General features: G+C 63.3%; 16 protein-coding genes. 11 read left to right on the top strand and 5 right to left on the bottom strand.

Annotated elements, in window-relative coordinates:
- Positions 1–8: 8 nt before the first annotated feature.
- Positions 9–779: an electron transfer flavoprotein subunit beta gene (etfB, locus tag MF4836_RS26420; RefSeq protein ID WP_078472791.1), complete on the top strand. Its 771-nt coding sequence runs from the start codon at positions 9–11 to the stop codon at positions 777–779.
- Between the two features lie 992 nt (positions 780–1,771).
- Complete coding sequence (locus tag MF4836_RS26425; protein WP_078472792.1) at positions 1,772–3,028, top strand: metallophosphoesterase family protein; 1,257 nt, start codon at positions 1,772–1,774, stop codon at positions 3,026–3,028.
- 93 nt (positions 3,029–3,121) lie between these two features.
- Here MF4836_RS26425 and gbcA read toward each other — a convergent pair whose 3' ends face one another.
- The gene (gbcA, locus tag MF4836_RS26430) at positions 3,122–4,417 is read right to left on the bottom strand and encodes a glycine-betaine demethylase subunit GbcA (RefSeq protein ID WP_078472793.1); all 1,296 of its coding nucleotides are present in this window, start codon (positions 4,415–4,417) and stop codon (positions 3,122–3,124) included.
- 285 nt (positions 4,418–4,702) lie between these two features.
- Between gbcA and gbcB the strand changes: the two genes are divergently transcribed.
- The gene (gene gbcB / locus MF4836_RS26435; protein WP_078472794.1) at positions 4,703–5,803 is read left to right on the top strand and encodes a glycine-betaine demethylase subunit GbcB; all 1,101 of its coding nucleotides are present in this window, start codon (positions 4,703–4,705) and stop codon (positions 5,801–5,803) included.
- A 182-nt stretch (positions 5,804–5,985) separates the two neighbouring features.
- Here the strand turns inward: gbcB and MF4836_RS26440 are convergent, their stop codons facing one another.
- From MF4836_RS26440 to MF4836_RS26455, 3 genes are all read right to left on the bottom strand, one after another.
- Positions 5,986–6,810: a nitrilase-related carbon-nitrogen hydrolase gene (locus MF4836_RS26440; RefSeq protein ID WP_078472795.1), complete on the bottom strand. Its 825-nt coding sequence runs from the start codon at positions 6,808–6,810 to the stop codon at positions 5,986–5,988.
- On the bottom strand, positions 6,807–8,252 hold the full coding sequence (locus MF4836_RS26445; protein WP_078472796.1) for a purine-cytosine permease family protein: 1,446 nt from the start codon (positions 8,250–8,252) through the stop codon (positions 6,807–6,809). The genes MF4836_RS26440 and MF4836_RS26445 overlap by 4 nt, the downstream gene beginning before the upstream one ends.
- Before the next feature lie 807 nt (positions 8,253–9,059).
- Positions 9,060–10,100, bottom strand: a complete 1,041-nt coding sequence (locus MF4836_RS26455) for a threonine aldolase family protein (RefSeq protein ID WP_078472797.1) — start codon at positions 10,098–10,100, stop codon at positions 9,060–9,062.
- 221 nt (positions 10,101–10,321) lie between these two features.
- Between MF4836_RS26455 and MF4836_RS26460 the strand changes: the two genes are divergently transcribed.
- The 8 genes from MF4836_RS26460 (at position 10,322) to fdhA (ending at position 20,141) form a co-directional block, all read left to right on the top strand.
- The gene (locus MF4836_RS26460) at positions 10,322–11,062 is read left to right on the top strand and encodes a TraX family protein (RefSeq protein WP_078472798.1); all 741 of its coding nucleotides are present in this window, start codon (positions 10,322–10,324) and stop codon (positions 11,060–11,062) included.
- 269 nt (positions 11,063–11,331) lie between these two features.
- Positions 11,332–12,585, top strand: a complete 1,254-nt coding sequence (gene glyA / locus MF4836_RS26465) for a serine hydroxymethyltransferase (protein ID WP_020295378.1) — start codon at positions 11,332–11,334, stop codon at positions 12,583–12,585.
- A 22-nt stretch (positions 12,586–12,607) separates the two neighbouring features.
- The gene (locus MF4836_RS26470) at positions 12,608–13,858 is read left to right on the top strand and encodes a sarcosine oxidase subunit beta family protein (protein ID WP_078472799.1); all 1,251 of its coding nucleotides are present in this window, start codon (positions 12,608–12,610) and stop codon (positions 13,856–13,858) included.
- Positions 13,859–13,872: 14 nt separating this feature from the next.
- The gene (locus MF4836_RS26475) at positions 13,873–14,175 is read left to right on the top strand and encodes a sarcosine oxidase subunit delta (RefSeq protein WP_020295380.1); all 303 of its coding nucleotides are present in this window, start codon (positions 13,873–13,875) and stop codon (positions 14,173–14,175) included.
- Positions 14,172–17,189, top strand: coding sequence for a sarcosine oxidase subunit alpha (locus MF4836_RS26480; protein WP_078472800.1), 3,018 nt, complete (start codon positions 14,172–14,174; stop codon positions 17,187–17,189). The genes MF4836_RS26475 and MF4836_RS26480 overlap by 4 nt, the downstream gene beginning before the upstream one ends.
- Before the next feature lie 60 nt (positions 17,190–17,249).
- Entirely contained in the window at positions 17,250–17,882 is a 633-nt protein-coding gene (locus MF4836_RS26485; protein WP_078472801.1) for a sarcosine oxidase subunit gamma, read from the top strand.
- Between the two features lie 82 nt (positions 17,883–17,964).
- Complete coding sequence (purU, locus tag MF4836_RS26490; protein ID WP_020295383.1) at positions 17,965–18,822, top strand: formyltetrahydrofolate deformylase; 858 nt, start codon at positions 17,965–17,967, stop codon at positions 18,820–18,822.
- Positions 18,823–18,941: 119 nt separating this feature from the next.
- Positions 18,942–20,141 carry a formaldehyde dehydrogenase, glutathione-independent gene (gene fdhA / locus MF4836_RS26495; RefSeq protein ID WP_020295384.1) on the top strand — a complete coding sequence of 400 codons (1,200 nt, stop codon included), beginning with the start codon at positions 18,942–18,944 and terminating at the stop codon, positions 20,139–20,141.
- 184 nt (positions 20,142–20,325) lie between these two features.
- On the opposite strand, the gene MF4836_RS26500 is transcribed toward fdhA, so the two are convergent.
- Positions 20,326–20,895, bottom strand: coding sequence for a hypothetical protein (locus MF4836_RS26500; RefSeq protein ID WP_078472802.1), 570 nt, complete (start codon positions 20,893–20,895; stop codon positions 20,326–20,328).
- Between the last annotated feature and the right edge of the window lie 106 nt (positions 20,896–21,001).

Raw genomic sequence — 21,001 nt, forward strand, 5'->3', positions numbered from 1 at the left:
GGACGACCATGAACAGCAACGTAATCAGCCTGGTATCCATCGGCGCCCACCCCACTTCCGGCCGCCCACGACGCGCTGATCAGGACGCGCGCGCAGTGGAGCTGGGCCTGCAACTGGCGGGGGACAAACTACAGGTGCTGCACGCCGGCGACATCCACGAACCGGCGCTGCGGGCCTACCTGGGCATGGGCCTGGAGCAGTTGCATGTCTTGGAACAGCCGTCCGGTGCCGATGCCTTGCCGGCGCTGACCGACTACCTGCGCGACGCCGGGGCCCAGGTGGTGCTGACCGGGAGCCAGGCGGAAACCGGCGAAGGCTCGGGCATGCTCCCGTTTCTGCTGGCCGAGAACCTGGGCTGGCCGCTGGTGGTGGGGCTGGCCCAGGTCGAGTCCATCGACGCCGGGGTGGCCCTGGTGCTGCAAGCCTTGCCCCGTGGCCAGCGGCGGCGCCTGAAAGTGCGCCTGCCATTTCTCGCCACTGTGGATAACGCTGCGCCAAAACCCCGACAAAGCGCCTACGGCCCGGCCCAGCGCGGTGTGTTGCAGGCGGACCAGGTCACGGTGGTGGACGACGAGTTACTCACAGCCTCGACCCTGCAACCGGCCAAGCCCCGGCCCAAGCGCCTGAAAGTGATCAAGGCCAAGAGCGGTGCCGACCGCATGAAAGCCGCCACGGCTAAGGCCAGCGGTGGCACCGGCCAGGTGCTCAAGGGCGTGACGGCCGAGGCCGGCGCCGACGCCATCCTCAAGCTGTTGATCGAGGAAGGCGTCGTTCGCTGACAGACTTTCATGCGGCAGCGACCGGTCCGGGTTGCTGCCGCATAATGTTACCCACAATCCCTGTTAGCGTTTCTGTGGATAACGTGTTCGCCCCTCGCTACAGCCCACGTGCAGCAGGCCCTGCAGCCCCCTGTATGAAAAATGACCAGCGTTAGCTGTTGTTTTTTCGAGCTTTTTCCCAGGCCTTGAGCTCCTCCATCCCCTGAAGTTGCCCCCAATCTCTGTTGGCGCTTCTGTGGATAAGATGTTTGCTGTCGGCTGTAGGCCACGCCGTTAGCTGCTTGCAGAGAGTTGTTCAATTATTGATCGATTTCGAGATTTTACCCGTACGTGCCCGCGCAAAGCCTCGATTTTCGCGGCGTGGAGCGGGTTTTCCACACCGGCCACAGGCTGTGTGCAAGTTGCCCCCAAAGTCTGTTGGCGGTTCTGTGGATAAGGTGTTTGCCTTACCCTGCAGCCCTTTTAATTAAAGGGCTGCAGGGTTTTGTTCAAAAATTGATCAGTTACCGCTGAAACCGCTGTTTCTCCATAAGTCACGGTTTTTCTCGCCTTTTTCCGCTGAGCTGTCCCGGTACCCGGTGCACTTGCCCACAATTGCTGTGGGCCAAACTGTGGATAAGATGTTGGCCGAACCCTGGACGCCTTGTAATACATAGCATGCAAGGCAATAGATCAAACTTCGTACAGTTCTAATGGCCTGCTTGACAGGGATCAGGGGCCTGTCTTCACTGATGCCACCAGGACAACATGATTACTTATCCACACCTGCTTTCAGGAGTGCAGACAATGGATTGTCGTTTATCCCAGGGTTCCCCGATCCGCGTTTCTCTCCCCCGGCGACCGCCCCAACCCCCTGGTCAGCACCACCGAAGAGTTGCGACTGCCTGACCACAAGGCCACATCGAATCGCGTCACGGGCTATTCGACTTGCGCCTCAACGGCCGATCCCGGTGAGGCGCCTGCCCCAATGGACGATCAAGAGGGATAACGGAATGTCATTCGTCAGTCATCTGGAACATGAGTACGACCGCGTGAAAACCCGGGTCGACGGCCTGCTCGCCAGGGTCGACCTGGCCTGGAAAAAACTCAGCAATCAGCTCGACGCCGAACAACTGCAGGCGCTGGTCAACCTGTTGCAGCGCGCCCACGACCAGGCTCAGTACGCAATCATTCACGGCGAGCTGCCGCCGGGCCAGGCGCCGGTGCCGTGGGAGCTGGCCCACGGTCTGTCGTTGCTGCACCTTGGTAACGCCGCGCGCCTGCCGCAAACGGAGGCCGAGCTGCAGACCCAGGTGATGAAGGACGGCACCCTGCTGGGCTGTCGCCAATGGGAGTTGCTGGACCTGCGCTGGAGCGAGGCCCTGCTCAACTGGATCGAAAACCTGCGTAATCATGCACCCTTCGGCACGACCCCGGCGTTGATCGAAATGGCCGATGACGTGCTGCTGGACATGGCCGGGGATTGGGGCACCGGGTATTTCGACAGTGCGTCGGCGGCGCAGCGGGTGGCGGAGCTGATGCTCCAGGACAAGCCGGACTACACCATCCACCTGGGGGATGTGTATTACGCCGGGACCGGCAGCGAGGAGGGCGCTGACCTCAAGAACTGGCCCCAGGGCACCCAGGCTTCGTTCAGCCTCAACTCCAACCATGAGATGTACAGCGGCGCCCATGGCTATTTTGCCGAGATCGACGCGCTGTTTCCCAAGCAGCAGAGCACCAGCTATTTCGCCCTGTTCAATACCCATTGGCTGATCGTCGGCCTGGACTCGGCCTATGCCGCCGACGAGATGAGCCTCTATATGGACGGCAACCTGGCCCCGGCGCAGCAGCAATGGCTCCAGGACCTGGTCGCCAGCAAGGGGCAGGGACGCAAGATCATGCTGCTCAGCCATCACCAGGGGCTGGACATCACCGGCCAGACCCAGACCGCGCTCTATCAGCAAGTGGTTGCGGCCTTGGGCCGTGCGCCGGACTACTGGTATTGGGGGCACCTGCACAATGGCATCTGCTATGCGCCCCAGGGCGGCATGTACGGACGCTGCATCGGCCACGGGGCGATCCCCTATGGCCCCACCCGCGAGGTCAAAGGCAACCCCCGCGTGCAATGGTCGGAAACCCTGTCCGCGGACGACCCTGACTACCCGCAGCGGGTGCGTAATGGCTATGTGAGGGTGACGTTGCAGGGCGCAACGATCACCGAAGCGTTTGTGGGCGAGAACGGCGCCGTCAGTTGGCCGCTTGCTTGACGGGACCCGCTGCAATACAAGAGCCCGGGGGCCGGCTTACCTCGCCCCCGGGCTCTTGTATTGCGGCATTCGGCGGGTGGCTCGCTGCAACGTTCAGCCCTGAACCGGCACGCCCTTGAGGTAAGGCGCAGGACCGGCGCCCAGGTTGCTCAACATGCGCTCGCTGTACCAGTCGACGAAGTTGACCACGCCAAACTCGTAGGTCTTGGAGTACGGGCCGGGCTGGTAGGCGGTGGAGTTGATGCCGCGCTGGTTTTCTTCCGCCAGGCGCCGGTCCTGGTCGTTGGTGGCGTCCCACACCTTGCGCATGCGCTCGACGTCATAGTCCACGCCTTCGACCGCGTCCTTGTGCACGATCCACTTGGTGCTGACCAGGGTTTCCTGGGCGCTGATCGGCCAGACCGTGAACACGATGATGTGATCGCCCATGCAGTGGTTCCATGAGTGCGGCAGGTGCAGGATGCGCATCGAGCCCAGGTCCGGGTTCTTGATCCGGCCCATGAGTTTGGCGCAGCCCTGTTTGCCGTCCATGGTCATGGACACGGTGCCCTTGAGCAGGGGCATGCGCACGATACGGTTGCGCAGGCCGAAGCTGGCGTGGGCGTAGGGGATCTTCTCGGCATCCCAGGCGGCGGCCGAAGCGGCCACGTGGTCCTTGAACGCCTGATCGGCCCGAGGGTCGGTGACGTCGTCCCATTCCAGCAGGGTTTTCAGCAGCTCCGGGTGCGAGGCGTTGCAGTGGTAGCACTCGCGGTTGTTTTCCAGCACCAGTTTCCAGTTGGCCTTTTCCATCAAGGTGGTTTGCACCGCCACCTTGGTGTTCTCCATGTCGTAGGGCTCCATGTAGTGGCTCAGGGTCGACAGGAAGTCATCGATCGCCGGCGGGTTCTGCGACAACGAGATAAAGATGTAGCCGCCGGCCGTCTTCACGTTCACCGGCTTGAGGCCGTACTGCTTCATGTCGAAGTCGGCGCCCATCTCGGTGCCGGCGAACAGCAGGCGGCCGTCCAGCTCGTAGGTCCACTGGTGGTAGTGGCACACCAGTTTGGCCACCTTGCCCTTTTCGCTGGTGCACAAGCGCGAGCCACGGTGACGGCAGACGTTGTGGAAGGCGTGCACCACGCCCTCGGCGCCGCGAATCACGATGATCGGGTTTTTGCCGACCTGCAGCGTGAGGTAGTTGCCTTTGGTCGGGATCTCGCAAGTCATGCCGGCGATCAACCACTCCTTCTGGAAGATCTCCTGCATGTCGATATCGAACAGTCGCTCGTCAGAGTAAAACGGCTGCGGCAGGGAAAAGGTCCGCTCGCGCTCCTGCAGCATCTGTGCAGTGGCCTTGCGTGCAGGTTCCAGCGGATCGCCCAAGCTCAGGGTTGCGGTGACGTCCATCGTTAAAGTCCTCATGGCCGTTCTGTGCGGCCGGCGAAAAGTGGCTACGGTTGGTGCTACGCAAGGCACGAAATACGGCTGTTGTCGTTGCGCCGAGTGTGCGGTCGCCAGCGCCCCGAACCTTATCCATGGGCGACATGGCCCAACCTGTTCCCGACGCGCAACCCCCGGTGATTGGGGGCTGGTCGCGATAAGCATGTGAATGTCGCAGATAGGTAAATGGGTGCTTCGTGCGTTACGCAGAATCGCCACCATGAAGCCGAGCACACGGCTATGGAGAACAGCATGTCCAACAGCTTCCTGAATCCGGTAACGACCCAGACCTGGGCCAATGGTCGGCATATCGTCCGTTGCGTCAAAGTCATCCAGGAAACCTGGGACGTGCGCACCTTCTGCTTCATGGCCGACCAGCCGATCCTGTTCTTCTTCAAACCGGGGCAGTTTGTGACCCTGGAGCTGGAAATCGACGGCCAGCCGATCATGCGCTCCTACACCATTTCCAGCTCGCCTTCGGTGCCCTACAGCTTTTCGGTGACCATCAAGCGCGTGCCGGGGGGCAAGGTCTCCAACTGGTTGCACGACACCCTGCACGAAGGCCAGGAACTGGCGGTGCACGGGCCGGTGGGGCTGTTCAACGCCATCGACTTCCCCAGTCCCAAGGTGCTTTACCTCAGCGGCGGGGTCGGCATTACCCCGGTGATGTCCATGGCGCGCTGGTTCTACGACACCAACGCCAATGTCGACATGGTGTTTATCCACAGCGCCCGCTCGCCCAAGGACATCATTTACCACCGCGAGCTGGAGCACATGGCGTCGCGCATCGACAACTTCAGCCTGCACCTGATCTGCGAGAAACACGGCCTGGGCGAACCCTGGGCCGGTTATCGCGGCTACCTGAACCACAAGATGCTGGAATTGATGGCGCCCGACTTCCTTGAGCGCGAAGTGTTCTGCTGCGGGCCGACGCCCTATATGACCGCGGTCAAGCGCCTGCTGGAGGCCTCGGGCTTCGACATGACCCGCTACCACGAGGAATCATTCGGCGCGACCCCGCCCGAAGCCCGTGCCGACGCGGTGGAACAAGCCGAACAAGCGGCCGACGCGCCGGAAATCGACGTTGCCGACCTGCACCAGGTGGAATTCACCGCCTCGGGCAAGAGCATCCGCGTGGCCCCGGGTGAAACCGTGCACGCGGCTGCGGCCAAGCTCGGCCTGATGATCCCCAAGGCCTGCGGCATGGGCATCTGCGGCACCTGCAAAGTGCTCAAGCTCGGCGGCGAAGTGGAAATGGAACACAACGGCGGCATCACCGAAGAAGACGAAGCCGAAGGCTACATCCTCTCCTGCTGCAGCGTGCCAAAAGGCGACGTACGCATCGAGTTCTGATCCCAAGGACCGGATCAGGCACTCCCCCCGTGGCGAGGGCGCTTGCTCCCGCTCGGCCGCGCAGCGGTCGCAAACCCAGAGTGCACGGTCTATCTGAATAAATGGGGGGCAGCCATTAGGGCGGCTACGCCCCGGAGCGCCGGCCGACCCAGCGCGAGCAAGCTCGCTCGCCACGCAGGGGTTTAATACAAGCTCGGGCGCCGATCCAGGTGCACATGGTTATGTTCACTGATGGACTTGTGCCAGGCCTCGGCCAGGGGCAGATCGGCCAGCAGCAGTTGCTCCCCGGTGTGGCGGTTTTTGCCCGCCAGGGGGTAGCCGTCGGCATCGACGATGGTCGAACCGCCGACCCAATTCACCCCGCGCTCCTCCCCGCTGCGATCGCAGGCGGCAATAAACATCCGGTTGACCGCTGCATTGGCCTGTACCCGAACCATTTCCCCCGGCCGCTCGCCCACCGGGCGCGGGCCGTCCGGCCAGTTCACCGGGGCGCAGAGCAGGGCGGCCCCGGCCAGGGCCGGCAGGCGCACCCATTCGGGAAACTCCAGGTCGTAGCAGATCATCAGCGCAATCGGCCCGAAGCGTGTCGCCACCACCGGCGGCGGTTCATTGCCAGGGGTGAAGATCAGGTTTTCCCGATCCCACAGGTGGGCCTTGCGGTACACCGTCAGGTTGCCTTCGGGCTCGATCAGCACCGCACTGTTGGCCACCTGGTCTTCTGTCAGGCGCTCGCAGAAGCCGGCGACAATCACCACCTGCAGTTCTTCGGCCAGGCTTTTCCACAGGCTCAGGGCCGGGCCGTCGAGGGTTTCCGCCAGTGCCAGGGCTTCCGCCAGGTCGTGGAACACGTAGCCGCTTTGCATCAGCTCCGGCAGCACCACCACCTGGGCGCCCTGGGCCGCGGCCTGGCGGATGGCGGCGGCGCTGAGCTCGCGGTTATGGGCCAGCTCGCCGACACGCGGCGCCAGTTGCTGGCAGGCGATTTTCAGGGTGTGTACCGGGTTCATGCGCTCGGGCCCTCCAGCAGGTGCTCGCTGGCGGCAATGGCCCGCTGCTCGGCAGCCAGATCAAGTCGCCGGGTCATCGCCCAATAGGCCACCCCGGCCACGGCTAGACCGATCACAAAGGCAATGTCGGCACCTTCAAGGGCCCGGGAAACCGGCCCCTGGTAAAAACTCAGGGACATGAACGGCACCATCGCCAGCAGACCGAGGAAGTACGCCACCAGGCCGCCACTGGACCATTGGCCGTAGATCCCGGCCGGGTTGAAGATATCGCCGATGGCGTAGCGCCCTTTGCGCACCACATAAAAATCGGCGAGGTTGACCGCGGTCCAGGGCACCAGGAAATACAGCATCAGCAGCACGAAGGTGTTGAAGCTGCCCAGGTAGCTCTCGGGGATATTCAGGGCGATCAGGAAGATCACCACCGCCACCAGCGAGATCCCCACCACCCGGCTCTTGAGGTTGGGTTTGATCTGCAGGAAGCCGTCGATGGCACTGATGCCGGTGAGCATGGCGCCGTAGCAGTTGACCGCCATGATGCCGATCAGCGCCGGCACCGCGATCAACACGGTAAAGGTGCCGAAGCCCGGAATCACCTGGTTGCCGACTTCACGCACGCTGCCGATGGCGTCCGGCGAGGGCAGGGCGGACGCCAGGAATGCCCCCAGGGACATCAGCCACAGCGCCGAACCGGCAGCGCCGAGGTACGTCCAGAAAATCACCTGGCGCGACGGCGTCTTGTGCGGCAGGTAGCGCGAGTAGTCGGAGACGTACACCGAGTAGCTGATCTGGTAACCGGCGGCGGCCGACAGCTGGATCAGGAACGCCGACCAGGAAAAGTGCGCGTTGGCCACGGCGGCGTCGGCCTGCAGGGTCATCAGGGCGCTGATGGTCAGCACCGCGAACACGCTGATCATCACGTAGGTCAGCCAGCGCTGCACGGTGTGCAGCAGGTCGTGGCCGATCACCGCAATGATCACCGCGAGGATGATCATCAGCGTGTACCAGGGCGCGCGGGCGCCGGGCAGCACGGTGTTGATGGCGTCGGTGGCAAGAATCACGTTGAACACGTTGAAGCCGATGTAGACAAACACCACCGCGATAAACGGCACGATGGCGCCGCGCAGGCCAAATTGCGCCCGGGACTGGATCATCTGCGGCAAACCCATGCGCGGACCCTGGTTGGCGTGAAAGGCCATGCAGAAGGTGCCCAGGCACACGCCGATGACAATCGCCAGGATCGCGTAGTGCAGGCTCAAGCCGAGGGCGGCACCGGTGAAGCCGGTGACCATGGTGGTGAGGACGAAGTTGCCGGTGAACCAGAAGGGGCCCTGGTGCCAGACTTTGCCGTGCCGCTCGTTGCGGGGGACGTAGTCGATGGAGCGGGTTTCGATCTTGAGGGTTGACGCAGGGGCTTTGTCGGAAGCCGAGGCCAGGCTCGTCATGGGGTCGCTGCCTTGTTTTTATAGGTCGACCTTGAAGTGTCCGGGATCTGCCGGGGATGTTGAATCAGCGGCGGCAAATAATCAGTTCACGAATCTGTGAACTGATTGCAGAGCGAGGGAGCTTGCCCCCTGTGGCGAGGAAGCAAGCTCCCGCTCGGTCGCGCAGCGGCCGTAAACAAGAGTTCGCGATTTGCCTGGAGAAACGGGGTTGCCGCGATTGGGGCCGCTACGCGCCCCAGCGGGAGCAAGCTCCCTCGCCACAAAAAAGCGCGGATGCTCCCACCAACGTCACAGGCGGCTTGTCCTCTGTGGCGAGGGTGCTTGCTCCCGCCCGGTCGCGCAGCGGCCGTAAACAAGAGTTCGCGATTTGCCTGGAGAAACGGGGTTGCCGCGATTGGGGCTGCTACGCGCCCCAGCGGGAGCAAGGTCCCTCGCCACAAAAAAAGCGCGGATGCTCCCACCAACGTCACAGGCGGCTTGCCCCCTGTGGCGAGGGAGCTTGCTCCCGCTCGGTCGCGCAGCGGCCGTAAACAAGAGTTCGCGATTTGCCTGGAGAAACGGGGTTGCCGCGATTGGGGCTGCTACGCGCCCCAGCGGGAGCAAGCTCCCTCGCCACAAAAAAAGCGCGGATGCTCCCACCAACGTCACAGGCGGCTTGCCCTCTGTGGCGAGGGAGCATGCTCCCGCTCGGTCGCGCTGCGGCCGTAAACAAGAGTTCGCGATTTGCCTGGAGAAACGGGGTTGCCGCGATTGGGGCTGCTACGCGCCCCAGCGGGAGCAAGCTCCCTCGCCACGTCCGGCGTTGTATCAGGCGCTCATTACCGTGCGGATATCTGCCGCCAGTTCGCGCACGCGCTCTTCTTCGGTGTCCCAGGAGCACATGAAGCGTGCGCCGCCCTTGCCGATGAAGGTGTAGAAGCGCCAGCCCTTGGCCGTCAGCGCGGCGATGGCCGGTTCCGAGAGTTGCAGGAACACGCCGTTGGCCTGCACCGGGAACATCAGTTCCACCCCCGGAATGTCGGCCACCAGGTTGGCCAGCAGTTGCGCGCAGTGGTTGGCGTGGCGGGCGTACTTGAGCCAGGCGTCGTTTTCCAGCAGGCCGACCCAGGGCGCCGAGAGGAAGCGCATTTTCGAGGCCAGTTGGCCTGCCTGTTTGCAGCGATAGTCGAAGTCTTCGGCCAGCTTGTGGTTGAAGAACAGGATCGCCTCGCCCACCGCCATGCCGTTCTTGGTGCCACCAAAGCACAGCACGTCGACCCCGGCTTTCCAGGTCAGGTCGGCCGGCGAGCAGCCGAGGAAGGCGCAGGCGTTGGAGAAGCGCGCGCCGTCCATGTGCAGGTTCAGCCCCAGTTCCTTGCAGGTGGCGCTGATGGCGCGGATTTCTTCCGGGGTGTAGACGCTGCCGACTTCAGTGGCCTGGGTCAGGGTGACCACCCGTGGTTTCGGGTAGTGAATGTCCTGGCGCTTGAGGGCGATTTCGCGGATCGATTCCGGGCTCAGCTTGCCGTTTTCAGTGCCGGCAATCAGCAGCTTGGAACCGTTGGAGAAAAATTCCGGAGCGCCGCATTCGTCGGTTTCGACGTGGGCGGTTTCCGAGCAGATCACGCTGTGGTAACTCTGGCACAGCGACGACAGGGCCAGGGAGTTGGCGGCGGTGCCGTTGAAGGCGAAGAACACCTCGCAGTCGGTTTCAAACAGTTTGCGGAAATGATCCGAGGCCCGTGCGGTCCATTGGTCATCGCCGTAAGCGCGTTCATGGCCGTGATTGGCCTGTTCCATGGCGGCCCAGGCTTCAGGGCAGATACCGGAATAGTTGTCGCTGGCGAATTGTTGGCTCTTGTCGGTCATGGCCTGCTTCCGTGATAGGTGTCCGTAATGAGGCGCCTTGGGTAAAGGGCCTCGGGTAAGGCGTTCCTGGGTAAGGAGTGCTGCACTGAAGATCGGTTGAAACACACATTGCGTAGAGGGCGCCGCACTATCGAGCGCCTGGTGGTGGGCACTTTACCCAAGATTGGCGAGGGTGCACACGTTCTGTTTATGCATGAAAAATGCACATTGCATGGAGATTTATGCCTGGGCCCACGCTGATCACACCTGCCGGTCGACGTGACGGTGCCCTGGACCTGCTCAAGTGGCTGGCGCTGCTGAGCATGGTGCTCGACCACCTGCGCTATGTGGGCTGGCAGGTGGATGTTCTCTATGTGCCCGGGCGCCTTGCGTTCCCCTGGTTTTGCCTGGCGATGGCGGCCAATCTGGCGCGGGTTGGCGTGGTCCGGGGCGAGGTGGCCGGGCAGTGGCGGTATCTGGGATGGTTGCTGGTGTTCAGCCTGGTCAGCGAGATTCCTTATCGCTTGTTTATCCCCGACCCCGACACCTTGAACGTACTGCCGACCCTGGCCTTGGGGCTGTTGGTGGCCCGCGGCTGGCAGCAACGACGGGGGACGGCGTTGTACTTGGGGGTGGCGGCTTTGGCGCTGGCGGGACTGTTCTCCGAGCGACTGATGTTCGGTGTGTTTGGCGTGCTGTTGCCCCTGGCGTTGCTGCTGGTGATTGGCCGGCCCTGGTACTGGAGCCTGTTGCCCGGGCTGGTGTGCCTGGCAGCCAATCAATGGCAGACCCTGTTCCCGGCGGCGCTGCTGGGCAATCAGGCGGCGAGCCTGGGCATTGTCAGCTGCCTGCTGGCGCCGTTGCTGGGCATCGGCCTGTTGCGCGGCGTACACCCGCATTCCGTGCCGCCGATGCGGCGTTGGGCCTACCTGCTGTATCCCGGGCACTTCCTGCTGTTGCTGGCGTTGCGCCAAGCGCTGTAGCCGCTGCCGGCTGGCTGCGCTGGCCCTATGCTGCACGCGATTCTTCCGGCAGATCCTCGGCGCCAGTTCCTGCCAACATCCGAACGCAGACCGAGCCTGGCGACAGCGGCTACAGGGGCGGGTGGGCCCATGTCGTAAACGCACCTTTGCGTGGCGTCCATAGGCATTTGGCCGGGCAGCGCCGGCCCTACCATCGCATCCAAAGGGCACTGTCGTGAGGCAGGCCTTACCGAGACGAAAGGCGCACCGCCGCCGCTGGGAGAGACGCGATGTTCAGCAAGCAAGACCAGATCCAGGGTTATGACGATGCGCTGCTAGCGGCGATGAATGCCGAGGAGCAGCGTCAGGAAGACCATATCGAACTGATCGCGTCGGAAAACTACACCAGCAAGCGCGTCATGCAGGCCCAGGGCAGCGGCCTGACCAACAAATACGCCGAAGGCTACCCGGGCAAGCGCTACTACGGCGGCTGCGAGCACGTGGACAAGGTCGAGGCCCTGGCCATCGAGCGCGCCAAGCAGCTGTTTGGCGCCGATTACGCCAACGTCCAGCCGCACTCCGGGAGCCAGGCCAACGCCGCGGTGTTCCTCGCCCTGTTGCAGGCCGGTGACACCGTGCTCGGCATGAGCCTGGCCCACGGCGGACACTTGACCCACGGCGCCAAGGTCAGTTTTTCCGGCAAGCTCTACAACGCCGTGCAGTACGGCATCGACACCGACACCGGCCTGATCGACTACGACGAAGTGGAGCGCCTGGCGGTCGAGCACCAGCCGAAAATGATCATTGCCGGCTTCTCCGCCTACTCCAAGACCCTGGATTTCCCGCGCTTCCGGCAGATCGCCGACAAGGTCGGGGCCTACCTGTTCGTCGACATGGCCCACGTCGCCGGTCTGGTTGCCGCCGGCCTGTACCCGAACCCGCTGCCGTACGCCGATGTGGTCACCACCACCACCCACAAGACCCTGCGCGGTCCCCGTGGCGGCCTGATCCTGGCCAAGGCCAACGAAGAGCTGGAAAAGAAATTCAACGCTGCGGTATTCCCCGGCGGCCAGGGCGGCCCGTTGATGCACGTGATCGCCGGCAAGGCGGTGTGCTTCAAGGAAGCCCTGGAGCCCGGCTTCAAGACCTATCAGCAACAAGTGATCGACAACGCCCAGGCCATGGCCGGCGTGTTTATCAAACGTGGCTACGATGTAGTGTCCGGCGGTACCGATAACCACCTGTTCCTGGTCAGCCTGATTCGCCAGGGCCTGACCGGCAAGGAAGCTGATGCCGCCCTGGGCCGGGCCCATATCACCGTGAACAAGAACGCCGTGCCCAACGATCCGCAGTCGCCGTTTGTCACCTCCGGCCTGCGTATCGGCACCCCGGCGGTCACCACCCGCGGCTTCAAGGTCAGCCAATGCACTGAGCTGGCCGGCTGGATCTGCGACATCCTCGACCACCTCGGCGATGCCGATGTCGAGGCCAATGTCGCCCGCCAGGTCGCGGCCTTGTGCGCTGATTTCCCGGTTTATCGCTGAGCGCCGTTTTGGAGTAATGACTATGCAACGCTACTCGGGCTTCGGCCTCTTCAAACACTCCCTCAGCCACCATGAAAACTGGCAGCGCATGTGGCGCACCCCGACCCCGAAAAAGGTCTATGACGTGGTCATCGTCGGCGGCGGCGGGCATGGCCTCGCCACTGCCTACTACCTGGCCAAGGAGCACGGCATCACCAACGTCGCGGTGGTTGAAAAGGGCTGGCTGGGCGGCGGTAACACGGCGCGTAACACCACTATCGTGCGCTCCAACTACTTGTGGGACGAGTCGGCGCACCTCTACGAACACGCGATGAAGCTCTGGGAAGGCCTGTCCCAGGACCTCAACTACAACGTCATGTTTTCCCAGCGCGGCGTCTACAACCTGTGCCACACCCTGCAGGACATCCGTGATTCCGAGCGCCGGGTCAGCGCCAACCGCCTCAACGGCGTGGACGGCGAACTGCTCAACACCCAGCAGGTGGCAGACGAGATTCCGTACCTCGACTGCTCGAAAAACACCCGCTACCCGGTACTCGGCGCCACCGTCCAGCGCCGTGGCGGCGTGGCTCGGCACGACGCCGTGGCCTGGGGTTTTGCCCGGGCAGCGGATGCCCTGGGCGTGGACTTGATCCAGCAGACCGAAGTCATCGGTTTTCGCAAGGAAAACGGCGTGTGCATCGGCGTCGAAACCAACAAGGGTTTTATCGGCGCCAAGCGTGTCGGCGTGGTCACCGCCGGTAACTCCGGGCACATGGCCAAGCTCGCGGGCTTTCGCCTGCCGATCGAGTCCCACCCGCTGCAAGCCCTGGTGTCGGAACCGATCAAGCCAATCATCGACAGCGTGATCATGTCCAACGCCGTGCACGGTTACATCAGCCAGTCCGACAAGGGCGACCTGGTGATCGGCGCCGGCATCGACGGCTGGGTCGGCTACGGCCAGCGCGGCTCGTACCCGGTGATCGAGCACACCATCCAGGCCATCGTCGAGATGTTCCCGGTCTTGTCCCGGGTGCGCATGAACCGCCAATGGGGCGGCATCGTCGACACCACGCCGGATGCTTGCCCGATCATCTCCAAGACCCCGGTGCCGAACATGTTCTTCAACTGCGGTTGGGGCACCGGTGGCTTCAAGGCCACCCCGGGCTCCGGCAACGTGTTTGCCGCGAGCCTGGCCAAGGGTGAAATGCACCCGCTGGCTGCGCCTTTCTCCATCGACCGTTTCCACAACGGTGCGCTGATCGATGAACACGGCGCCGCGGCCGTCGCCCACTAACAGGAGAAATCCCTATGTTGCATATCTTCTGTCCTCATTGCGGCGAGCTGCGCTCCGAAGAGGAATTCCACTCATCGGGCCAGGCCCACATCCCGCGTCCGCTGGACCCCAACGCCTGCACCGACGCCGAGTGGGGCGACTACATGTTCTTTCGCGACAACCCCCGTGGCCTGCACCACGAACTGTGGATTCATGCCGCCGGTTGCCGCCAGTATTTCAACGCCACCCGCGACACCCTGACCTACGAAATTCTTGAAACCTACAAGATCGGCACCAAGCCGCAATTCACCGCCAAGGCTGCTGGAGAGAAGGTATGAGCCAGACCAATCGGCTGTCCAACGGTGGCCGCATCGACCGCAACAAAGTCCTCAGCTTCACCTTCAACGGCCAGACCTACAAAGGCTTTGAAGGCGATACCCTGGCCGCCGCGCTGCTGGCCAATGGCGTGGACATCATCGGTCGCAGCTTCAAGTATTCGCGGCCACGGGGCATCTTCGCCGCCGGTGCCGAAGAGCCGAACGCGGTGCTGCAGATCGGCGCCACCGAAGCTACGCAAATCCCTAACGTGCGCGCCACGCAACAGGCGCTGTACCAGGGCCTGGTCGCCACCAGCACCAACGGCTGGCCCAGCGTCAACAACGACATGATGGGGATTCTCGGCAAGGTCGGCGGCAAGCTGATGCCGCCGGGCTTCTACTACAAAACCTTCATGTACCCGCAATCGTTCTGGATGACCTACGAGAAGTACATCCGCAAGGCTGCCGGCCTGGGCCGCTCGCCGACCGAGAACGACCCGGACAGCTACGACTACATGAACCAGCACTGTGACGTGCTGATCGTCGGCGCCGGCCCTGCCGGCCTTGCCGCAGCCTTGGCCGCGGCGCGCAGCGGGGCGCGGGTGATCCTGGCGGACGAACAGGAAGAATTCGGCGGCAGCCTGCTCGACAGCCGCGAAAGCCTGGACGGCAAGCCCGCAGCGGATTGGGTGGCCACGGTGATCGCCGAACTCAAGGCGCTGCCGGATGTGCTGCTGTTGCCACGGGCCACGGTCAATGGCTACCACGACCATAATTTCCTGACCATTCACGAGCGCCTCACCGACCACCTCGGTGATCGCGCGCCCATCGGCCAGGTGCGCCAGCGTATCCACCGTGTGCGCGCCAAGCGCGTGGTGCTGGCCACTGGCGCGTGCGAGCGGCCGCTGGTCTACGGCAATAACGACGTGCCGGGCAATATGCTGGCCGGCGCGGTGTCGACCTACGTTCGCCGTTACGGCGTGGCCCCGGGCAAGAAACTGGTGCTGAGCACCAATAACGACCATGCCTACCGCGTGGCTCTGGACTGGCTCGACGCCAGCCTGCAGGTGGTGGCCATCGCCGACGCCCGCAGCAACCCGCGCGGCGCGCTGGTGGAAGAGGCCCGGGCCAAGGGCATTCGCATACTCACCGGCAGTGCGGTGATCGAAGCCCGTGGCAGCAAGCACGTGACGGCCGCGCGAGTGGCGGCAATTGATGTCAAGGCGCACACCGTGACCAGCCCCGGCGAGTGGCTCGATTGCGACCTGATCGCCAGCTCCGGTGGCTACAGCCCGGTGGTGCACCTGGCCTCGCACCTGGGCGGCAAGCCGACCTGGCGTGAAGACATCCTGGGTTTCGTACCCGGCGAAGCTCCGCAAAAGCGCGTGTGCGTCGGTGGCATCAATGGCGTCTACGGCCTGGGCGATTCCCTGGCCGACGGTTTTGAAGGGGGCGTGCGCGCCGCCAGCGAAGCCGGGTTCAAGACCGTGGAAGGGGTGTTGCCCAAAACCTTGACCCGTCTCGAAGAAGCGACCCTGGCGCTGTTCCAGGTGCCCCATGAAAAAGGCACCTCGCGGGCACCCAAGCAATTTGTCGACCTGCAAAACGACGTCACCGCCGCCGCCATCGAACTGGCCACCCGCGAAGGCTTCGAGTCGGTGGAGCACGTCAAGCGCTACACCGCTCTCGGTTTTGGCACCGACCAGGGCAAGCTCGGCAACGTCAACGGCCTGGCGATTGCCGCGCGCTCGCTGAACGTCAGCATTCCGCAGATGGGCACCACCATGTTCCGTCCCAACTACACGCCGGTGACCTTCGGTGCTGTGGCGGGTCGGCACTGCGGGCACATTTTCGAGCCGGTACGCTTTACCGCGCTGCATCACTGGCACCTGAAAAACGGCGCCGAGTTCGAAGACGTCGGGCAGTGGAAGCGCCCCTGGTACTTCCCGAAAAACGGCGAAGACCTGCACGCCGCCGTCAAGCGCGAATGCCTGGCCGTGCGCGACAGCGTCGGCCTGCTGGACGCCTCGACCCTGGGCAAGATCGACATCCAGGGCCCGGACGCCCGCGAGTTTCTCAACCGCATCTATACCAACGCCTGGACCAAGCTCGATGTGGGCAAGGCGCGCTACGGCCTGATGTGCAAGGAAGACGGCATGGTCTTCGACGACGGCGTGACCGCCTGCCTGGCCGACAACCACTTCCTGATGACCACCACCACCGGCGGCGCGGCGCGCGTGCTGCAGTGGCTGGAGATCTACCAGCAGACCGAATGGCCGGAGCTCAAGGTGTACTTCACCTCGGTCACCGACCACTGGGCGACCATGACCCTGTCCGGGCCCAACAGCCGCAAGCTGCTGAGCCAGGTCACCGACATTGACCTGGGCAACGAAGCCTTCCCGTTCATGACCTGGAAGGAAGGCCTGGTCGGCGGTGTGCCGGCGCGGGTGTTCCGTATCTCATTCACCGGCGAGCTGTCGTACGAAGTCAACGTCCAGGCCGACTACGCCATGGGCGTGCTGGAGAAAATCGTCGAGGCCGGCAAGGCCTACAACCTGACCCCCTACGGCACCGAGACCATGCACGTGCTGCGGGCCGAGAAGGGCTTCATCATTGTGGGCCAGGACACCGACGGCTCCATGACCCCGGACGACCTGAACATGGGCTGGTGCGTGGGGCGGACCAAGCCGTTCTCGTGGATCGGCTGGCGCGGGATGAACCGTGAAGACTGCGTGCGCGATCAGCGCAAGCAACTGGTGGGCCTCAAGCCGATCGATCCGACCCAATGGCTGCCGGAGGGCGCGCAACTGGTGTTCAACACCAAGCAGGCGATCCCGATGAGCATGGTCGGCCACGTCACCTCCAGCTACGCCCACAACTCCCTGGGGTATTCGTTTGCCCTGGGCGTGGTCAAGGGCGGCCTCAAGCGCCTGGGCGAGCGGGTCTTCGCGCCCCTGGCCGATGGTCGCGTGATCGAGGCGGAAATCGTGTCTTCGGTGTTCTTCGACCCCAAGGGCGATCGCCAGAACGTGTAGCCGTGAGCCTTGCCCGGTTCGCCTGGCAAGCTCCCACAGAATTCAACACAGGTGCTCCATATGACCGCTGCCAATGTTTACCAGCAACGCCCGACCACCGGGGCCAAGGCCGAGTCGTCGCTGCATCACGCCGACCTCGCCAGCCTTGTGGGCAAGGGCCGCAAGAATGCCGGCGTGACCGTGCGCGAAAAGAAACTCCTGGGCCACCTGACGATTCGTGGCGACGGCCATGACCCGGCCTTTGCTGCCGGCGTGCACAAGGCCCTGGGCATCGAATTGCCCGGCGCCCTGGCGGTGATCGTCAAGGGTGAAACCAGCCTGCAATGGCTCGGCCCGGATGAGTGGCTGCTGATCGTGCCTGGCGGTGAAGAGTTCGCCGCGGAAAAGAGCCTGCGCGAAGCCCTGGGCGAGTTGCATATCCAGATCGTCAACGTCAGCGGCGGCCAGCAGATCCTCGAGTTGTCGGGGCCCAATGTGCGCCAGGTGCTGATGAAGTCCACCAGCTACGACGTGCACCCGGACAGCTTCCCGGTGGGCAAGGCGGTCGGCACGGTGTTCGCCAAGTCGCAGCTGGTGATCCGCCATACCGCTGAAGACACCTGGGAACTGCTGATCCGCCGCAGCTTCTCCGATTACTGGTGGTTGTGGCTGCAGGATGCCGCCGCCGAGTACGGCTTGAGCGTCCAGGCCTGAATGCTGTGCCGTGGTGGGCGCCCCCGCCGCAGGGAGCGCCCGGTCCACGACCAGTTTTTTCTTTACTCAGGAGTCGTCAACGATGAGCCGCGTCCCAGACACATGGATTTTGACCGCCGATTGCCCCAGTGTGCTCGGCACGGTGGACGCGGTGACCCGCTTTCTGTTCGAGCAGGGTTGCTACGTCACCGAGCACCACTCCTTCGATGACCGGCTTTCGGGCCGTTTTTTTATTCGCGTTGAATTTCGCCAGCCCGAGTCCTTTGACGAGCAGGGGTTTCGCGCCGGCCTGGCCGCCAGGGGCGAGGCCTTCGGCATGGTCTTCGAACTGACCGCGCCCAATTACCGGCCCAAAGTGGTGATCATGGTCTCCAAGGCCGATCACTGCCTCAACGACCTGCTCTACCGCCAGCGCATCGGCCAACTGTCGATGGACGTGGTGGCGGTGGTGTCCAATCACCCCGATTTGAAACCTTTGGCCGACTGGCACCAGATTCCCTACTACCATTTCCCCCTCGACCCTAACGACAAACCGTCCCAGGAGCGCCAGGTGTGGCAGGTGATAGAAGAGTCGGGCGCCGAGCTGGTGATCCTTGCGCGCTACATGCAAGTGCTGTCGCCGGAGCTGTGCCGCAAGCTCGACGGCAAGGCGATCAATATCCACCACTCGTTGCTGCCCGGTTTCAAGGGCGCCAAGCCGTACCACCAGGCCTACAACAAAGGCGTGAAGCTGGTGGGCGCCACGGCGCATTACATCAATAACGACCTGGACGAAGGCCCGATCATCGCCCAGGGCGTGGAAGTGGTGGACCACAGCCATTATCCCGAGGACCTGATCGCCAAGGGGCGTGACATCGAAGGTCTGACCCTGGCCCGCGCAGTGGGCTATCACATCGAAAGACGGGTGTTCCTGAACGCCAACCGCACGGTGGTGCTTTAAGGGCAGCGGCAAGTTTCAAGCGACAAGTAACAGCGGTATGCACACTTCTTGCGGCTTGTAGCTTGCCGCTTGAAGCTGCTTCAAATCTCTTCACAACAACAACTACAGAGGTGACTTGCATGTCTGGTAATCGTGGCGTCGTGTATCTCGGCAACGGCAAGGTCGAAGTACAGAAAATCGACTATCCCAAAATGCAGGACCCCCGTGGCAGGAAGATTGAGCACGGCGTCATCCTGCGCGTGGTTTCCACCAACATCTGCGGCTCCGACCAACACATGGTGCGCGGCCGTACCACCGCCCAGACCGGCCTGGTTCTGGGGCATGAAATTACCGGCGAAGTGATCGAGAAGGGCAGCGACGTCGAGAACCTGAAACTCGGCGATCTGGTGTCGGTGCCGTTCAACGTGGCATGCGGGCGCTGCCGTTCCTGCAAGGAGCAGCACACCGGGGTTTGCTTGAGCGTCAACCCGGCCCGCCCTGGCGGTGCCTATGGCTATGTCGACATGGGCGACTGGACCGGCGGCCAGGCTGAATATGTGCTGGTGCCTTACGCCGACTTCAACCTGCTGAAGCTGCCGGACCGCGACAAGGCCATGGAGAAAATCCGCGACCTGACCTGCCTCTCCGACATTCTGCCCACCGGTTACCACGGTGCCGTGACGGCGGGCGTAGGGCCTGGCAGTACGGTGTATGTGGCCGGTGCCGGCCCGGTCGGCCTGGCGGCTGCGGCGTCTGCCCGCTTGCTGGGGGCGGCGGTGGTGATCATTGGTGACGTGAACCCGATCCGCCTGGCCCACGCCAAGGCCCAGGGTTTTGAAATCGCCGACCTGTCCAAGGACACCCCGCTGCACGAACAGATTGCGGCCTTGCTCGGCGAGCCGGAAGTCGATTGCGCGGTGGACGCCGTGGGCTTCGAAGCCCGTGGTCATGGGCATGACGGGGTCAAGCACGAGGCCCCGGCCACCGTGCTCAACTCGTTGATGGGCGTGGTGCGGGTGGCGGGCAAAATCGGGATTCCCGGCCTGTACGTGACCGAAGACCCGGGTGCGGTGGACGCCGCAGCCAAAATGGGCAGCCTGAGCATTCGCTTCGGCCTGGGCTGGGCCAAATCCCACAGCTTCCACACCGGTCAGACCCCGGTGATGAAGTACAACCGCCAATTGATGCAAGCCATCATGTGGGACCGGATCAAAATCGCCGACATCGTCGGGGTCGAAGTCATCAGCCTCGACGACGCCCCTCGCGGCTACGGCGAATTCGATGCCGGCGTACCGAAGAAATTCGTCATCGACCCGCACAAGCTCTTCAGCGCTGCTTAATTCCAGCCGCAACAAACAGGGCGACCCACGGGTCGCCCTTTTTTTCCTCCGCCCCCCAGCCGCCCGGTAGCCTGCGCTGGCCCCCATCGGGTGCCGTGGCGTGTCAGGTGTGTGGATGTCATTTTGCAGCCCCAGCGCCTGTCGAGCGGCTGATGGGTGGAGAAACAGCTTCAATCTGAACCGCTCAAAACCCCCGCCCCGGGTAGTCAAACCAATGCGCGCCGGATAGCACGTCTTCAATCTGCGCCTGGCTATACAGCCCGGGGGCATCGCGTTGATAGCGCGATCGCCATTGCGGCAGCCACCAGTAGTTGAGTGCGGTACCCCTCGGGGTCATGACGAAGCCCAGCACCGAGGCATCGATAAGCCCACGCTGATACAGCTCATGACTGCGATCCATAAAGCCGAGGTAATAATCGATAGGCAGGCTAAGCATCACCATCACGGTGTGCACCTTTTCGGTGGGCGTGCGCTGGGGGTTTTGCAGAAGGCTCAGGGCTTCGCAGTAGTGCTGCCGGGGTTCGCGTGCGAGGGCGTGGGCGGCGGGTAGTTCGAGAACGGTGAAGGGGCTGCCGTTGTCTCTCCAATCGGCCCCACCCGTGGCGTCGGCGTATTGGCTGATAACCGTGCCCAAGGGGCCGGAGGTGGTTGATTCGGCGCTGCATACCGCCTCATCGACCGGAGTGCCGATTCTCCAGATGCCAACCAGTGTTGCCAGGCCCAGCAGGCCGCAAACATACAGAAAACGTTTCATTGTGCTTCGCTTATAACGCCGAAAAAGGGTGAGTCCTTCACACCAGCAGCCCCTGGCCGGTCTGAGGCCAAGGGGTTTGCGCGGCATTTTCAATCAGCTTGGGTTC

This window comes from Pseudomonas sp. MF4836 (assembly GCF_002018875.1).
Classification (GTDB): Bacteria; Pseudomonadota; Gammaproteobacteria; order Pseudomonadales; family Pseudomonadaceae; genus Aquipseudomonas.

Excerpts from the sequence above, each read along its gene's own strand:
- MF4836_RS26440 (WP_078472795.1), bottom strand. The coding sequence starts at position 6,810 with ATGAACCCGGTACACACCCTGAAAATCGCCTGCCAGCAACTGGCGCCG.
- MF4836_RS26460 (WP_078472798.1), top strand. The coding sequence starts at position 10,322 with ATGCCTGGGCCCACGCTGATCACACCTGCCGGTCGACGTGACGGTGCC.
- gbcB (WP_078472794.1), top strand. The coding sequence starts at position 4,703 with ATGTCCAACAGCTTCCTGAATCCGGTAACGACCCAGACCTGGGCCAAT.
- MF4836_RS26480 (WP_078472800.1), top strand. The coding sequence starts at position 14,172 with ATGAGCCAGACCAATCGGCTGTCCAACGGTGGCCGCATCGACCGCAAC.
- MF4836_RS26445 (WP_078472796.1), bottom strand. The coding sequence starts at position 8,252 with ATGACGAGCCTGGCCTCGGCTTCCGACAAAGCCCCTGCGTCAACCCTC.
- purU (WP_020295383.1), top strand. The coding sequence starts at position 17,965 with ATGAGCCGCGTCCCAGACACATGGATTTTGACCGCCGATTGCCCCAGT.
- gbcA (WP_078472793.1), bottom strand. The coding sequence starts at position 4,417 with ATGGACGTCACCGCAACCCTGAGCTTGGGCGATCCGCTGGAACCTGCA.
- MF4836_RS26470 (WP_078472799.1), top strand. The coding sequence starts at position 12,608 with ATGCAACGCTACTCGGGCTTCGGCCTCTTCAAACACTCCCTCAGCCAC.
- MF4836_RS26455 (WP_078472797.1), bottom strand. The coding sequence starts at position 10,100 with ATGACCGACAAGAGCCAACAATTCGCCAGCGACAACTATTCCGGTATC.
- MF4836_RS26475 (WP_020295380.1), top strand. The coding sequence starts at position 13,873 with ATGTTGCATATCTTCTGTCCTCATTGCGGCGAGCTGCGCTCCGAAGAG.
- glyA (WP_020295378.1), top strand. The coding sequence starts at position 11,332 with ATGTTCAGCAAGCAAGACCAGATCCAGGGTTATGACGATGCGCTGCTA.
- MF4836_RS26425 (WP_078472792.1), top strand. The coding sequence starts at position 1,772 with ATGTCATTCGTCAGTCATCTGGAACATGAGTACGACCGCGTGAAAACC.
- etfB (WP_078472791.1), top strand. The coding sequence starts at position 9 with ATGAACAGCAACGTAATCAGCCTGGTATCCATCGGCGCCCACCCCACT.
- MF4836_RS26485 (WP_078472801.1), top strand. The coding sequence starts at position 17,250 with ATGACCGCTGCCAATGTTTACCAGCAACGCCCGACCACCGGGGCCAAG.
- fdhA (WP_020295384.1), top strand. The coding sequence starts at position 18,942 with ATGTCTGGTAATCGTGGCGTCGTGTATCTCGGCAACGGCAAGGTCGAA.
- MF4836_RS26500 (WP_078472802.1), bottom strand. The coding sequence starts at position 20,895 with ATGAAACGTTTTCTGTATGTTTGCGGCCTGCTGGGCCTGGCAACACTG.